At 58.8% G+C, this 15,247-nt stretch carries 13 protein-coding genes; 10 read left to right on the forward strand and 3 right to left on the reverse strand.

From position 1 onward, the window contains the following. The first annotated feature begins 151 nt into the window (after positions 1–151). From uvrA to ACIPF8_RS04165, 3 genes are all read left to right on the forward strand, one after another. On the forward strand, positions 152–3,025 hold the full coding sequence (gene uvrA, locus ACIPF8_RS04155; protein WP_400417400.1) for an excinuclease ABC subunit UvrA: 2,874 nt from the start codon (positions 152–154) through the stop codon (positions 3,023–3,025). 68 nt (positions 3,026–3,093) lie between these two features. Then, complete coding sequence (locus tag ACIPF8_RS04160) at positions 3,094–3,873, forward strand: phytanoyl-CoA dioxygenase family protein (protein ID WP_400417403.1); 780 nt, start codon at positions 3,094–3,096, stop codon at positions 3,871–3,873. Positions 3,874–3,898: 25 nt separating this feature from the next. After that, positions 3,899–5,152, forward strand: coding sequence for an FAD-dependent oxidoreductase (locus ACIPF8_RS04165; protein WP_400417406.1), 1,254 nt, complete (start codon positions 3,899–3,901; stop codon positions 5,150–5,152). A 35-nt stretch (positions 5,153–5,187) separates the two neighbouring features. On the opposite strand, the gene ACIPF8_RS04170 is transcribed toward ACIPF8_RS04165, so the two are convergent. Further along, positions 5,188–6,330 carry a PepSY-associated TM helix domain-containing protein gene (locus ACIPF8_RS04170; RefSeq protein ID WP_400417408.1) on the reverse strand — a complete coding sequence of 381 codons (1,143 nt, stop codon included), beginning with the start codon at positions 6,328–6,330 and terminating at the stop codon, positions 5,188–5,190. Positions 6,331–6,440: 110 nt separating this feature from the next. Then, the gene (locus ACIPF8_RS04175; protein ID WP_400418188.1) at positions 6,441–8,429 is read right to left on the reverse strand and encodes a cation:proton antiporter; all 1,989 of its coding nucleotides are present in this window, start codon (positions 8,427–8,429) and stop codon (positions 6,441–6,443) included. A 129-nt stretch (positions 8,430–8,558) separates the two neighbouring features. On the opposite strand from ACIPF8_RS04175, the gene ACIPF8_RS04180 reads away from it, so the two are divergent. The 7 genes from ACIPF8_RS04180 to hpf all read left to right on the forward strand — a co-directional run bounded on the left by ACIPF8_RS04180 (position 8,559) and on the right by hpf (position 14,309). After that, positions 8,559–9,590, forward strand: a complete 1,032-nt coding sequence (locus tag ACIPF8_RS04180; protein WP_400417410.1) for an SIS domain-containing protein — start codon at positions 8,559–8,561, stop codon at positions 9,588–9,590. Further along, positions 9,590–10,192, forward strand: coding sequence for a KdsC family phosphatase (locus ACIPF8_RS04185; protein WP_400417413.1), 603 nt, complete (start codon positions 9,590–9,592; stop codon positions 10,190–10,192). The genes ACIPF8_RS04180 and ACIPF8_RS04185 overlap by 1 nt, the downstream gene beginning before the upstream one ends. Continuing rightward, the gene (lptC, locus tag ACIPF8_RS04190) at positions 10,189–10,782 is read left to right on the forward strand and encodes an LPS export ABC transporter periplasmic protein LptC (RefSeq protein WP_400417415.1); all 594 of its coding nucleotides are present in this window, start codon (positions 10,189–10,191) and stop codon (positions 10,780–10,782) included. Before ACIPF8_RS04185 ends, lptC begins: the two co-directional genes overlap by 4 nt. Positions 10,783–10,835: 53 nt before the next feature. Continuing rightward, positions 10,836–11,378, forward strand: coding sequence for a lipopolysaccharide transport periplasmic protein LptA (lptA, locus tag ACIPF8_RS04195; protein WP_400417418.1), 543 nt, complete (start codon positions 10,836–10,838; stop codon positions 11,376–11,378). Further along, positions 11,375–12,142 (forward strand): LPS export ABC transporter ATP-binding protein, encoded by a 768-nt coding sequence (gene lptB / locus ACIPF8_RS04200; protein ID WP_400417421.1) that lies wholly within the window; start codon positions 11,375–11,377, stop codon positions 12,140–12,142. Before lptA ends, lptB begins: the two co-directional genes overlap by 4 nt. A gap of 179 nt (positions 12,143–12,321) precedes the next feature. Further along, positions 12,322–13,803 carry an RNA polymerase factor sigma-54 gene (locus ACIPF8_RS04205; RefSeq protein WP_400417423.1) on the forward strand — a complete coding sequence of 494 codons (1,482 nt, stop codon included), beginning with the start codon at positions 12,322–12,324 and terminating at the stop codon, positions 13,801–13,803. Positions 13,804–13,958: 155 nt separating this feature from the next. After that, entirely contained in the window at positions 13,959–14,309 is a 351-nt protein-coding gene (hpf, locus tag ACIPF8_RS04210; protein WP_400417425.1) for a ribosome hibernation-promoting factor, HPF/YfiA family, read from the forward strand. Between the two features lie 169 nt (positions 14,310–14,478). Here the strand turns inward: hpf and ACIPF8_RS04215 are convergent, their stop codons facing one another. Beyond that, positions 14,479–15,168: a DUF4197 domain-containing protein gene (locus tag ACIPF8_RS04215; protein ID WP_400417427.1), complete on the reverse strand. Its 690-nt coding sequence runs from the start codon at positions 15,166–15,168 to the stop codon at positions 14,479–14,481. Positions 15,169–15,247 lie beyond the last annotated feature (79 nt).

The raw sequence follows: 15,247 nt of genomic DNA on the forward strand, positions 1-15,247 counted from the left end.
GACCCTGATATAGTAGTAGGTTGATCCGTTTGAGATGGCGCGTGCAGCGTCGGCCTGATTTCGCCGCCGACGGCGGCAGCAAGCCCTTCAGACGTGAAAATTGCAATTCCAACAAGCCAACACGGCCTTAAACTTACGCTGAAAGCTGTAGATGGATAAAAATCGTGACGAGATCCGCATTCGTGGTGCGCGTACGCATAATCTCAAGAACATCAATCTGGATTTACCGCGCAACAAGCTGATCGTGATTACCGGCCTGTCCGGCTCCGGCAAATCGTCGCTGGCATTCGACACGCTGTATGCGGAAGGCCAGCGGCGTTACGTCGAATCGCTGTCGTCGTATGCCCGGCAATTCCTGCAACTGATGGAAAAACCGGATGTCGACCTGATCGAAGGCTTGTCGCCGGCAATCTCGATCGAACAGAAGGCCACGTCGCACAATCCGCGTTCCACCGTCGGCACTGTGACCGAGATCCACGACTACCTGCGCCTGTTGTACGCGCGGGTCGGCACGCCATACTGCCCGGACCATCCGGAAAATCCGCTCGCGGCGCAGTCGGTATCGCAAATGGTGGATGCCGTGCTGGCAATGCCGGATGAAACCAAGCTGATGATCCTGGCGCCGGTGGTGGCCAATCGCAAGGGCGAGCATGTCGATCTGTTTGAACAGATGCAGGCGCACGGCTTTGTGCGTTTCCGCATCCAGAGCGGCACCGGCACGGCCAAGATTTATGAAGTCGACGATCTGCCGAAACTGAAGAAGACCGAGAAGCACACCATCGATGTCGTCATCGATCGCTTGAAGGTCAAGGACGACAGCAAGCAGCGCTTGGCCGAGAGTTTTGAAACTGCGCTGCGTCTGGCTGAAGGCCGCGCAATTGCGCTGGAAATGGATAGCGGCGTTGAGCACGTGTATTCCAACAAGTTCGCCTGCCCGACCTGCGGTTATTCGCTGCAGGAACTGGAGCCGCGCCTGTTCTCGTTCAACAACCCGATGGGCGCCTGCCCGGAATGCGACGGCCTCGGCCATATCGAATTTTTCGATCCGAAGCGGATTGTCGCCTTCCCTAACCTGTCGCTGGCGAGCGGCGCTGTCAAAGGCTGGGATCGACGCAATCAGTTCTATTTCCAGATGCTGACCAACATCGCGGCGCACTACAATTTCGACATCGACATGCCGTTCGAGAAGCTGCCGGAAAAAGCCCAGCACGCGGTGTTGTACGGCTCCGGCAAGGAAACCATTCCGTTCAGCTATATCAACGAGCGCGGCCGCACCGTGGTCAAGGAACACACCTTCGAAGGCGTGGTCAACAACTTGCAGCGGCGCTATCGCGAAACCGATTCGATGGCGGTCAAGGAAGAACTGGCCAAGTTCATCAACGAGAAAGAATGCCCGTCCTGCCACGGCGCGCGGCTGCGCGTTGAGGCGCGCTTCGTCAAGGTCGGCAGCGGCAAGCAGGAAAGAGCCATCTACGAAGTTGCAGCGACACCGCTGCGCGAAACCTTGTCCTTCTTTGAAAAGCTGAAGCTGACCGGCGCCAAGAAAGAAATCGCCGATCGCATCATCAAGGAAATCGTCTCGCGCCTGACTTTCCTCAACAATGTCGGCCTCGATTACCTGTCGCTGGAACGCAGCGCCGATACCTTGTCCGGCGGCGAAGCGCAACGGATCCGCCTGGCTTCGCAAATCGGTTCCGGCCTGACCGGCGTCATGTATGTGCTGGACGAACCGTCGATCGGCTTGCATCAACGCGACAACGACCGCCTGATCGAAACCCTGCGCCACCTGCGCGACATCGGCAACAGCGTGCTGGTGGTTGAGCACGATGAAGATGCGATCCGTACTGCCGACTATATCGTCGACATGGGCCTCGGCGCCGGTGTCCACGGCGGCGACGTGATCGCCGAAGGTACGCTGGAGCAGATCCTCAAGAACAAGAAATCGCTGACCGCAAAATACCTGAACGGCACCCTGAAAATCGCCGTACCGGAAAAGCGCACGCCAGCTGATCCGGATCGCCAGTTCATCATCACCGGCGCCACAGGCAACAACCTGAAGAACGTTACGATGAACCTGCCGGTCGGCTTGCTGACTTGCGTCACCGGCGTCTCCGGTTCGGGTAAATCGACGCTGGTCAACGACACGCTGTACCACGCCGCCGCACGCCATTTGTACGGCTCGCAGGCGGAGCCGGCAGCGCATGAATCAATCGGCGGCCTGGAGCATTTCGACAAGGTGATTTCCGTCGACCAGGCGCCAATCGGCCGCACGCCGCGTTCCAATCCGGCCACCTACACCGGCTTGTTCACACCGATCCGCGACTTGTTCTCGACCGTGCCGATGGCCAAGGAGCGTGGCTACAATGCCGGCCGCTTCTCGTTCAACGTCAAGGGCGGTCGCTGCGAAGCTTGCCAGGGCGATGGCGTGATCAAGGTCGAAATGCATTTCCTACCGGACGTCTATGTGCCTTGCGATGTCTGCCACGGCAAGCGCTACAACCGCGAGACATTGGAAGTCCATTACAAGGGCAAGAGCATCACCGAAGTGCTGGGGATGACGGTTGAAGAGGCGTACGAATTCTTCAAGCCGGTGCCAGTGATCGCGCGCAAGCTACACACGCTGCTCGATGTCGGCCTCGGTTATATCCGCCTCGGTCAAAGCGCCACCACGCTGTCCGGCGGTGAAGCACAGCGCGTCAAACTGTCGCTCGAACTGTCGAAGCGCGATACCGGCCGCACCTTGTATATCCTGGATGAACCGACTACAGGCTTGCACTTCCACGACATCGATCTACTATTAAAGGTGATCCACCGCCTGCGCAACCAGGGCAATACCGTGGTCATCATCGAGCACAACCTGGATGTCATCAAGACGGCCGACTGGCTAATCGACCTCGGTCCGGAGGGCGGCGCTGGCGGCGGCCGCATCATCGCCACCGGCACGCCGGAACAGGTAGCGGCAAACCCGGCCAGCGTCACCGGCAAGTATCTGGGACCATTGCTGGAAAAACCAAAGAAAAAATAAACAGGCACTCCCCGGCCACCACACCACCACGGCCGGGGCATGCGATAAAGTACGATCGCGAGATAACGATGTCCACCAATACCACCCCGGCGCTGTCTGCAGCGCAGATTGACGCTTTCGAAAAAGACGGCTATTTGATTTTGCCGCGCATGGTTTCCGCAGCCGATTGCGAACTGATGGCGGCCACCACCAATGCGCACCTGGCGCAAGCCGTGGCGCCGCTGGAATATGAATCGGAAGTTGGCTATGCCGGCGCGCCGAAATCGCTCGATAGCGTCGGCGGCCGCACTGCGCGCCGCCTGCGCGACGCTTACCACCGGCACGATACGTATCGCGCCTGGGCCACCAATCCGCAACTGGTAGCGATGCTGGAGCTGCTGCTGGGTGAGCGCGTCTGCCTGACTTTGTCGCACCACAATTGTGTGATGACCAAGCATCCGCATTTTGGCACCGCGACCGGCTGGCACCGCGATATCCGCTACTGGTCGTTCCCGCGCAACGAATTGATTTCGGTCTGGCTGGCGCTCGACAACGAAAACGAAAACAACGGCGGCCTGCGTTTCATTCCCGGCTCGCATCGTTTCGATATCAAGCCGGAGCAAATGGATCAGCTGGATTTCCTGCGCCCTGAAGTCGCCGAGAATCAGGCTTTGTTCGCACAAGGAAAAGCAGTCACGTTGCAACAGGGCGACGTGGTGTTTTTCCACAGCGGGCTATTCCATGCGGCCGGCAGGAACAATACTGAAGTGGTCAAGGAATCAGTAGTGTTTGCCTACCACGGAGAAAGCAATCCGCCGTTACCAGGCAGCCGTTCCGCCGCCTCCGAAAACATCCTGCTTAGCCATTGAAGCCGCGCTCTCGCATCGACGCGCCATGCTGCGCATAGCCGTCGTCGGCGGCGGCACGGCGGGTGCTGCCAGCGCATTGTTCCTGGCGCGCGCCGGTCACGCTGTGACGCTGTTCGAGCGCGTGCCGCAACCGGATGCGGTCGGCGCCGGCATCCTGCTGCAACCGACCGGGATGCATGTGTTAGCTGCGCTCGGCTTGCTCGATCCGATCCTGGAACACGGCGCCCGCAGCGATCGCCTGTTCGGCACCACGGCTTCCGGCCGCACCGTGCTGGATGTTCGTTACCGCCATCACGACCCTGAATCCTTCGGCCTTGGCCTGCATCGCGGGGCCTTGTTTTCGGTGCTGTGGCGTGCGCTGCAAACGGCGGGAATACAGGTCCACAGCGGCATGGAAATTCGCCGCATCGAACAGCACGGTGGAAAAACGCTACTGTTTGCGCAAGATCCGCTCTCGCATGAAACCGATACAGCAGTCGGTGAATTCGACTGCGCCGTCATCGCCGACGGCACCCGTTCGCAATTGCGGGCAGCGCTACCGATTCCGCAAAAAGTCACGGCCTATCCGTGGGGCGCGTTATGGGCTCTGCTGCCCGATGACGGTTCGCTGCAAGGCGGCTTGCGCCAATGGTTCCGCCATGCGCAACAAATGCTCGGATTGATGCCGACCGGATTTGCCTATCAACAAATGAACAGCCCAGTGCTCAGCCTGTTCTGGAGCCTGCGCGCAGATCGCTTGCAGCAATGGCGAGATCAGGGGCTTGAAGCCTGGAAGAAAACGGTGTTGGAGCTGGCGCCAATCGAACCGGTGCTGCAGCATATTCAGCAACCGGAACAATTGACGTTTGCGCGCTATGCCGATGTGCAGATGCGCCACTGGCACGATGGCCGCGTGGTCTGCATCGGCGATTGTGCGCATGCCACCAGTCCGCAACTGGGACAAGGCGCCAACCTGGCGCTGGTCGATGCAATGACGCTGGCGCAATGCCTCGCCGATGAAACCAAGGTGGAGCAGGCGCTGGCCTTGTATTCGACGCGGCGGCGCGCCCATTTGCGCTATTACCAGGGCGCCAGCAAATTGCTGACGCCATTTTTCCAATCCGATTCGCGCATCGCCAGCACCTTGCGCGACATTGCCCTCGGCCCGCTGTGCCGCATGCCGATTGCACGCCAGCAAATGGCGATGACGCTCAGCGGCGGCAAAACCGGCTGGCTCTTCGGCAGCTTGCAGCAGCCCAAGCGCACGTCAGTTCAGCAAGCGGTACTGGAAACAGAGTAAAAGCAGGGCAAGCCCGGAGCGGAACGCTCTCGAACTCAAGCTTTATGCAAACGTCGGTTGCGCACCAGCGTTTCCGACTTGCGCTTTTGCAGCCAGATGAAGATGCCGGTAATCGTGAACAGCAGCGGCAGCAAGCCCAGGAATGCCACCAGTATCTTGCCCGGCAAACCCAGCAATTGACCGGTATGCAAGCCATACTGAACGCCGATGAAGGCATCGCCGGCCGAACCCTTGAGCGGATCCAGCGCGTGCAGCACATGGCCATCTCCGGCATCGAGGAACATCCGCACACTACCACCGTCCTGCAAGTCATTCGGCTTGCGCATGCGGACCTGGTAGATGCCGTGCTTGTCGTCGCGCGCGATGCGCGCCGGCGTGGCTTGCGGCATGCTGGCCTGTGCCAGCGTCAACGCCTGTTGCCAGTCGATGCGCGTGTCACCTGAACTGGTGGAAGATTTGGGTGGCGGCGTCAATGGCGAAATGCTCGACACAATCGGCCGCGCCACATCAGGCAAATTCATCACGGCGCCGGTGAAAGCAGTAATCACCAGCAGCACACCCGCCACCAGGCCAACCGAACGGTGCAAGTCATACATCAAGCGAAACCCGCCGGCGCCGCGCTTGACCGACAGCGCCTTGCGCCAGCCGTTGCGATGTTTGGGCCAGGCCAGTGCAAAGCCGATCAGCAGCGTCGCCAGCCACAGCAGCCCAAGGCTGCCGGAAATGATCGCGCCGGTCTTGTCCAGCAGCAGGTAGCGATGCAGGCGGAACAGGAAAGGCATCAGGTTTTGCGGCGCCACGCTGAGCGCCTTCGAATTGCGCTCGCCGACCACGGCGGCGCTGAACGGATCGATATAGACCGTATCGGCAGCCAGCGCATCTTCCGCTTTCTTTGGACGCAACCGCGCTTGCAGCGGCGCATTGGAATCGGCTTCGATGCCAAAGAAAGCCAGACGCGCATGCGGGTAGTCATGTTCGATCACGCCGACCAGTTTGTCGATCGGCAAACGCTCGCCGCTTCCAGCCACGTGATAGAACTGTGGATTCAACCAGGCGTCGATTTCATCATTGAAGGCAAGCGCGCTGCCGGTCAGGCCAGCCATGACGATAAACAGGGAGAGCAACAAACCGCTGTAGCGGTGCAGCTTGACCAACCAATGACGTATTGCTTTATTCACAATCCCACACCCAGCCGACAAAAGATGTGTATTGTAATTCTCGATTGAATGAGAATGGGTATTATTTCCAACAATTTACAAACAGCAGGGCTGGCGCTGTGGCCACGTTGCTACACCTGCAACAAACGCCCCTCTGCCCTGGAAATGGCTTCCGCCGCACCGCGCAAGACCACCACATCCCCTACCTGCAGCACCGTCTCCGGCGTCGTATCGATGCCGCTACGGCCACGCCGCACGGCGGTAACCTCGGCGCCGATTTCCGGCAAACCCAACCCGGCCAGCGTCTTGCCGATGGCCTTGGCGCCTTCCGGCAAAGCCACGGTATGCAGACGTACCTGCAGATGATCGGCAGCATCCGGCGCATCGTCGACGCCGTGGAAGAACCCGCGCAGCGCCGCATAACGCTCGTCGCGCGACGCCTGTACCCGGTGCACCACGCGCCGCAGCGGCACGCCCAGCATGACTAGCGCATGCGAAGCCAGCATCAGGCTGCCTTCCATCGCTTCCGGCACCACTTCGGTGGCGCCGGCGGCGCGCAGCTTGTCGAGATCAGTATCGTCGTAGCTGCGCACGATCACCGGCAAGGTAGGCGCCAGCTCGCTGACATGATGCAAGACTTTCAGGGCCGAGGGCGTACTGGCATAGGTAATCACCAGTGCGGCCGCACGGTGTACACCTGCCGCCACCAGGCTCTCGCGGCGCGAAGCATCGCCATACGACACATGCGCGCCGGCGGCGCGTGCCTCGCTCACCCGATCCGGATCGAGATCAAGCGCGTGGTAGCCGATGCCTTCTTCTTCCAGCAGCTTGGCCAGGCTCTGGCCGCTGCGGCCAAAGCCGGCGATGATCACGTGCTTCTTGGTCGCCATGGTACGCGTCGCAATCTGCGTCAGCGCCAGCGATTGCATCATCCACTCATTGGCCGACAGCTTCATCACGATTGCGTCGGACTTGGCCAGGATGAACGGCGCCGCCAGCATCGACAGCACCATCGAAGCCAGGATCAGCTGCACCAGCAAGGGATCGACCAACTGCAGGCCGCCGGCCTGGTTCAACAGCACGAAACCGAATTCACCGGCTTGCGCCAGCGCCAGCCCGGTGCGCAGCGCCACGCCGGTAGAAGAACGGAACAGCTTGGCCAAAGCGGCGATCAGCACGAACTTGAGGAACACCGGACCGATCAGCAACAACAGCACCAGCCACCAGTGTTCGATCACCAGCCGCAGGTTGAGCAGCATGCCGATGGTGATGAAGAACAAACCCAGCAGCACATCGCGGAACGACTTGATGTCTTCTTCGACCTGATGCTTGTATTCCGTCTCCGAAATCAGCATGCCGGCAATGAACGCGCCCAGCGCCAGCGACAACCCGGCGCGCTCGGTGATCCAGGCGGAAGCCAGCGTGATCAGCAGCAGGTTCAGCATGAACAATTCCTGCGAACGGCGCCGCACCACGATCTGGAACCAGCGGCGCATCAGCTTCTGGCCGAAAAACAGTAGCAGGACCAGCACCAGTATCGCCTTGCCGCTGGCCCAGGCGAGTGTCGCCAGCAGGTTGCCGCTATGCTCGGCGAGCGCCGGCACCACGATCAGCAAGGGCACCAGCGCCAGATCCTGGAACAGCAGGATGCCGATGATGCGACGGCCGTGCTCGGTTTCCAGTTCCAGCCGTTCAGTGAGCAATTTGGAAACGATGGCCGTCGACGACATGGTGAGCGCACCGCCCAGCGCAAACGCCGCCTGCCAGCTGATGTTGATCACCTGCGGCAGGACCAGCGCCAGCACCCAGCCGAACAGCATGGTGGCGGCGATCGTCAGCAGCACCTGCGCCATCCCCAAACCGAACACGATGTGCCGCATCGCCGTCAGTTTGGGCAGCGAAAACTCCAGGCCAATCGAGAACATCAGGAACACCACGCCGAATTCGGCCAGCGCGTGGGTGGTGGCATTGTCTTCGGCAAACCCGAGCGCGTGCGGGCCGATCAATATCCCCACCACCAGATAACCGAGCATCGGCGGTAAATGAAAGCTGCGAAAGGCTACAACGCCCAGTACGGCGGAGCCCAGCAGCAGGATGGTCAGTTCAAGTCCGGAAAGCATCATTGATCAATTGGTATGGGATTAATGTTTTGTTGCTGCAACGCTAACAGCGTACATTGAAGACAGATTAATTGTTTCTGATCGCCACTGGCAAGTTTTTTGCTTTAGGAATTCGTTTATACTTTCGGGATGAGTCTAACCGATACCAAAATTTTGCCAAAAACCTTGCCCAAGACGTTCGATGCCGGCCGTGCGCTGGAGCTTGCCCGCAGCACCCTGCAAATCGAAGCGGATGCCATCATTGCATTGAAGAACCGGATTTCCGACGACGCCAGCGATCCCTTCGCCCAAGCCGTATCCCTGCTGCTCACCTGCAGCGGCCGGGTAGTGGTCTCGGGCATCGGCAAGTCAGGACATATTGCCCGCAAGTTCGCCGCCACGCTCGCCTCCACCGGCACGCCGGCGCTGTTCATCCATCCGGCTGAAGCCGCACATGGCGATCTCGGCATGGTGACCGAAGACGATGCCTTCATTGCGATTTCAAATTCCGGTGAGACCGCCGAACTGATGGCGATTGTGCCGATCATCAAACGCATGGGCGCCAGCCTGATCGCGATGACCGGCAACGATACGTCGGCACTGGCGCAACTGGCTACCGTTCATCTCAACGTTGGCGTGGCGCAGGAAGCCTGCCCATTGAACCTGGCGCCAACCGCCAGCACCACCGCCACGCTGGCGATGGGCGACGCACTGGCGGTAGCGCTGCTGGACGCGCGCGGCTTCCGTGAAGAAGATTTTGCCCGCTCCCATCCGGGCGGCGCACTCGGCCGCAGGCTGTTGACCCACGTACGCGATGTCATGCGCAGCGGCGAAGCGATTCCAGCGGTGACGGCGGATGTACCGCTGTCGAACGCGTTGCTGGAAATCACCCGCAAGGGAATCGCCATGACCGCCGTGGTCGACGACAAATTCCACGTCATCGGCGTGTTTACCGATGGCGACTTGCGCCGCTTGATCGAACAGGTCCAGGATTTCACCAAATTGACGATCGCCGATGTGATGCATGCCAATCCGCGCACGATCAGCGCCGATCAACTGGCGGTCGACGCGGTGCACATGATGGAGCAATTCCGCATCAATCAGCTGCTGGTGACGGACACCGACGGCACGCTGGTCGGCGCATTGCATATCCACGACCTGACCCGCGCCAAGGTTATCTGATGGCAGCCGGCATTCCGTACAACAACGTGTCAGTTAATCCGGCCCTGCCCGAGGCGGAACTGATGGCACGCGCCGCGCGCGTGCGCCTGATGATTTTCGACGTCGACGGCATCCTGACCGACGGCGGCTTGCTGTACGGCGCCGACGGCGAGCAACTGAAGCGTTTCAACGTGCTGGACGGCCACGGCATCAAGCAGTTGCAGCAAAGCGGTGTCGCCACCGCAATCATCAGCGCGCGCAAATCGGCAATCGTCAGCCGCCGCGCTGCCGATCTTGGCATCGCCCATGTCCAGCAAGGCGTGCATGACAAACACTCGGCATTCATCCAATTGCTGACGCAACTGCAGCTCGACGCCGATGCCTGCGGCTTCATCGGCGACGATGTGATCGACCTGCCGATCCTGTCGCAGGTCGGCTTTGCAGTGAGCGTGCCCAACGGCCATCGCGAAGTCAGGGCGCGCGTCCACTACGTCACTCAAACCGCCGGTGGCCAAGGCGCAGCGCGTGAAGTGTGCGATCTCATCATGCAGGCGCAAGACACCTATGAAGCGGCGCTGGCGGCTTATCTGCGCCCCACTCCACAAGGCTCGGCCCCGGCATGAAAAATCTCCGCTCCACTTACCGCTTCCGCTTCATGCTGCTGCTGGTTCTGTTCGTGATACTGGCGCTGGGCAGTTTCTGGCTGGTGCAGGTGATGCACAGGGATACCGATGAACTGCTGCCCAAGCCAACGCGCGTGGAGCCGGATTATTACGTGGAGACGTTCAACTACGTGCAGATGTCTCCCACCGGGCAGCCGCGCTACAACATCTCCGGCGACCTGCTGACGCACAATCCGGTCGACGATTCATTCGACATCCAGAAACCAATCGTGCACAGCCTGGATAAGGAAAAGCCGCCGATGAACCTGCGCGCCGACCGCGGCAAGGTTGAAGACGACAACAGCAAGGTTCACCTGTATGGCGATGTCAACGCCGATCGCCCGAAGACGGCGATGGCCGACAATTTCCACTTGAAATCGGAATACCTGTTGTTGCTGCCGGACGACGATGTCATGCAAACCGATCTGCCGGCAGAAATCACGCTGGGGCAATCGAAACTGAACGGCACCGGCATGTATTTTAATAATTCCACGCGCGTGCTGAAAATGTTCAGCAAGGTGCACGGCGTCTTTCCGCCAAAGCCGCATTAAGCGCAAGCCACACAATTTATGTATGCGGTTCCATCCTTTACCCAGGATTTTTCATGAAACGACTATTTTTGCTTTCTCTGTTGCTGCTTAGCGCCGTGGGCATTGCCCATGCGGAAAAAGCCGACTCCGACAAACCGACGCTGATCGACTCCGACCAGCTCACGTATGACGATGTCAAGCAGGTCAACGTCGCCACCGGCAACGTGGTGCTGACGCGCGGCACGCTGCTGATGAAGGCTGACCGCGTCGTGGTGACCACCGATCCGGCCGGCTACCAGTACGCCGTCTTGTACGCTGATCCAGGCAAGCTCGCCACGTTCAAGCAAAAACGCGACGGTGGCCCGGACCTGTGGATCGACGGCCATGCCGAACGCATCGAATACGATGGCAAGACTGAAGTCACCAAGCTGTTTTCGAAAGCGCAGATGCGCCGCCTGCAGGGCGACAAGCCGACCGATGAAGTCAACGGCGAATTCATCTCCTACGACAGCCGCACCGAATTCTATTCGGTCAACAATACCGTCAATGGCAATAGCCAACCGGGCGCCGGCCGCATCCGCGCGGTGATCCAGCCACGTCCGAAGGTTGCCCAATGAGCGCCACGCCCGGGACACCTGGGACCCCTAGCAACCTGATCGTTAAAGGTCTGCAGAAGAGCTACGGTGCGCGTCAGGTCGTGCATGACGTTTCACTCAACGTCCAGTGCGGCGAAGTGGTCGGTTTGCTGGGGCCGAACGGCGCCGGCAAAACCACGTCGTTCTACATGATCGTCGGCCTGGTGCCATCGGATGGCGGCGAGATCGATCTCGACGGCGTCGACATTTCGCGCCTGCCGATCCATCGCCGCGCCGTGCTTGGTTTGTCCTACCTGCCGCAGGAAGCATCGGTGTTCCGCAAGCTGACGGTGGAAGACAATATCCGCGCTGTGCTGGAGCTGCAGCAGCCTAACGGCAAGCCGCTCACCAAGGCAGAAATCGACGAACAGTTGCAGAAGCTGTTGCATGAATTGCAGATTGAAAAACTGCGCGAGAGCCAGGCGCTATCGCTCTCCGGCGGTGAACGCCGGCGTGTTGAGATCGCCCGGGCGCTGGCGACCAATCCCCGCTTCGTGCTGCTGGATGAACCATTCGCCGGGATCGATCCGATCGCCGTCATCGAAATCCAGCGCATCGTACGCTTCCTGAAAGAGCGCGGCATCGGCGTACTGATCACCGACCACAATGTGCGTGAAACGCTGGGCATTTGCGACCGCGCCTATATCATCAACCAGGGCAGCGTATTGGCCAGCGGCAGTCCGGACGACATCATTGCCGACGAATCGGTACGACGCGTATATCTGGGCGAGCATTTCCGCATGTAGACACGCCGGTTGCAGCGTAATCGTGCCGCGCTAAGGCATAGCTTGAATTCTGCTTGTTATTTTCTGAATAAATTATCCGTTGTCCAATGCGCCGTGGACAGATTGACGTGCTGTGCTGTTGCAGCCGTCAAGTTCAGTCCCGCAGTTAAGAATAGAAGTGAATTGTCCGCACGAGAGCCATGAAACAATCACTCCAGCTACGCACCTCGCAGCATCTTGCGCTGACGCCTCAATTGCAGCAGTCGATCCGGCTATTGCAATTGTCCACGCTCGAACTGCATCAGGAGCTGGAACAAATACTCTCCGACAATCCACTGCTGGAACGGGTCGACGACCCGCTCGACAACTCCGTGCGTCTACTCGCCGACGGCGCCATCAGCGGCTCGACCTCGACCATGGATGCGCCGGTCGGCGACAGTGAAGTGAGCAGCTCACCGACTGAAGTCGAAGCCAGTTTCGATACCCCTGCGGCCAGCGACAACGCGCCCGAAAGCAGCGAGGGCGAATGGAGTTTCGACGATGTCGCCCGTAACGCCAAAACCCCGGACGATGAAGACGCAAGGCCACAGCTAGAAGCGCACGAATCGACTTTGCGCGAGCACCTGCAACAGCAGATGCGTGAAACCGTCCACGATCTGCGCGATCGGGCGCTGGTCGAACTGGTGATCGATGCGCTGGACGACAACGGCTACCTGGAAGAGTCGCTGGAGGAAATCCATGAGCGCCTGCCGGCCGAGCTGGAGATTGACGTCGAGGAACTATCGACGGCGCTGAGCATGGTGCAAAGCTTCGATCCGGCCGGCGTCGGCGCACGCAATGCGTCCGAATGCCTGACCTTGCAAATCAATCGCTTTGTCAAAGTGCCATTTGTCACGCGTCGCCTGGCATTGGCGATTGTGCAAGATCACCTGATGCTTTTTGCGCAACGCGATTTCAATAAGATTAAGAAAGCGCTTGAATGTGATGACGAGGACCTGCGCGAAGCGCAGACCGTCATCAAGCAATGCAATCCTCACCCCGGCGCGCCGTTCGCCGCCAACACCTCCGACTACGTAGTGCCGGACGTCATCGTCAGGCGCTCAAAGCAAGGCTGGCAGGTCATGTTGAACAATGACGTCATGCCTAGACTGCGCGTAAATGCTCTATATGCCAACATTTTGCGGCAAAGCAAAGGGGAAGGCGCACTGACTTCTCAGCTGCAGGAAGCCAAGTGGCTGATCAAGAATATGCGGCAGCGTTTCGACACTATCCTGCGAGTGGCGCAGGCAATTGTCGAGCGCCAGCGGAACTTCTTTTCACACGGCGCGGTCGCAATGAGGCCGCTTGTGTTGCGTGAAATAGCTGATACACTGGGTCTACACGAGAGCACTATTTCTCGTGTAACCACTCAGAAATACATGCTCACTCCCCACGGGATGTTTGAACTGAAGTATTTCTTCGGCAGCCATGTTGCTACTGAGGCAGGTGGAGAGGCTTCCTCAACAGCGATACGGGCACTCATTAAACAACTGATAGGAGCAGAAGATTCAAAAAATCCTTTCTCTGACAGCAAGATTGCCGACATGCTTGCGGAACAAGGTATGGTGGTCGCCCGCCGCACCGTCGCAAAATATCGCGAAGCACTAAAGATTCCGTCTGTTAATTTACGCAAGGCCTTGTAGTTTTTTGTGGTTTGATTGTAGAGCTTACCCTTGCTGTGTTCAGACAAAGCGGGTTTTACCGATTCTTGCCAGAGCAGTCCGCTCTTGATTGCTCGCCTAAAGATTCAACGCAACCTGTTCAGAACCGCCAGCAATATTCTTCATAGGAGCGCTGTATGAACTTCACCATCAGTGGGCATCACCTCGAATTAACCCCTGCCATTCGCGAATACGTACAAAGCAAGCTGGAACGTATCAAACGTCACTTCGACCAGGTCATCGATATCAGCGTGATTCTGACCGTCGACAAAATCACTGAAAAAGAAAAGCGCCAAAAAGCGGAAATCAATCTGCGCGTAAAAGGAAAGGACCTGCATGCTGAAAGCATCGCTCACGACCTGTATGCCGCCATTGATGCACTGATCGACAAGCTCGATCGCCAGGTGATCAAATACAAGGACAAGATGCAGGATCATCAGCATGATTCCATCAAGCATGTCCCGGAAGACCTACCCGCCGCGACCTGAACCGGCCGTCAATCGAACTCCGGCGTACGAGCTCAGTAGCTCGCGCCAATGAATGAACAAGGGCGCAGTCAATGCGCCCTTAGTTATTTTTACGGGCGACACTGCAGCCCGAATTACTTGCCTGCCGATGATCGCGCCGCCGTGCGGCACGGCCCCGCAAAAGCAGCGATTATTTCAACGCACCGAATACCTTGCCGATGATCGCGCTGCCGGCGCCGACCGGATCCTGGCGAATCGCTTTCTCTTCTTCACCGATGATGGTGTACAAGCCATCCAGCGCGCGCTGGGTCACATAACCTTCCACCGTGCTTTGCTGGGCCGGCACCATGCCGGTCTTGCCGACTTGTCCCATGATCGCGTTATATTGCGCCGACAGGCCGTTACGATCGGTCACGCCTTTGACGATAGGCAGGAATTTCTGGCCCAATTCGGCCGAGGTTTTCTGCTTGAAAAAATCGGTCACGGAAGTATCGCCGCCTGTCAGGATGTTTTTTGCATCCGTCACCGACATCGATTTGACCGCATTCATCAACAGCGGCTTGGCCAGCGGCACAGCCGATTCTGCAGCGTGATTCATCGACACCACCAGATCATCCAGCTGCTGGCCCTTGCCAGTCATTTTCAGTATTGGCTGCGCCTTCTCAAGTATACCCGGCAAGCCGATTTTCACTTTGTCGTTATTCAGGAAGCCGTTTGTCACGCCCAGCTTGGAGACGGCAACGTCCGCTCCTTTTTGCAACGCGGCTTTCAGGCCGCTGCTGGCGTCCTGGTTGCTCAGGTCGCTCAACGATAGAGCCAGCGCGGCAGTTGCCGACAAGGCCAGAGTCAATGTCACTGCTGTTTGGTATACGCGACGCATAATTGATCCTTGATAAAGTTAAGTAGATAACAACCAAGTCTAACCCAAGCTGCTGCGATGATGCGTTTGGCTTCAGTGC

It is taken from the genome of Collimonas sp. NPDC087041 (assembly GCF_044745265.1).
Classification (GTDB): domain Bacteria; phylum Pseudomonadota; class Gammaproteobacteria; order Burkholderiales; family Burkholderiaceae_D; genus Collimonas.

Excerpts from the sequence above, each read along its gene's own strand:
- uvrA (WP_400417400.1), top strand. The coding sequence starts at position 152 with ATGGATAAAAATCGTGACGAGATCCGCATTCGTGGTGCGCGTACGCAT.
- ACIPF8_RS04160 (WP_400417403.1), top strand. The coding sequence starts at position 3,094 with ATGTCCACCAATACCACCCCGGCGCTGTCTGCAGCGCAGATTGACGCT.
- ACIPF8_RS04165 (WP_400417406.1), top strand. The coding sequence starts at position 3,899 with ATGCTGCGCATAGCCGTCGTCGGCGGCGGCACGGCGGGTGCTGCCAGC.
- ACIPF8_RS04175 (WP_400418188.1), bottom strand. The coding sequence starts at position 8,429 with ATGCTTTCCGGACTTGAACTGACCATCCTGCTGCTGGGCTCCGCCGTA.
- ACIPF8_RS04180 (WP_400417410.1), top strand. The coding sequence starts at position 8,559 with ATGAGTCTAACCGATACCAAAATTTTGCCAAAAACCTTGCCCAAGACG.
- ACIPF8_RS04185 (WP_400417413.1), top strand. The coding sequence starts at position 9,590 with ATGGCAGCCGGCATTCCGTACAACAACGTGTCAGTTAATCCGGCCCTG.
- lptC (WP_400417415.1), top strand. The coding sequence starts at position 10,189 with ATGAAAAATCTCCGCTCCACTTACCGCTTCCGCTTCATGCTGCTGCTG.
- lptA (WP_400417418.1), top strand. The coding sequence starts at position 10,836 with ATGAAACGACTATTTTTGCTTTCTCTGTTGCTGCTTAGCGCCGTGGGC.
- lptB (WP_400417421.1), top strand. The coding sequence starts at position 11,375 with ATGAGCGCCACGCCCGGGACACCTGGGACCCCTAGCAACCTGATCGTT.
- ACIPF8_RS04205 (WP_400417423.1), top strand. The coding sequence starts at position 12,322 with ATGAAACAATCACTCCAGCTACGCACCTCGCAGCATCTTGCGCTGACG.
- hpf (WP_400417425.1), top strand. The coding sequence starts at position 13,959 with ATGAACTTCACCATCAGTGGGCATCACCTCGAATTAACCCCTGCCATT.
- ACIPF8_RS04215 (WP_400417427.1), bottom strand. The coding sequence starts at position 15,168 with ATGCGTCGCGTATACCAAACAGCAGTGACATTGACTCTGGCCTTGTCG.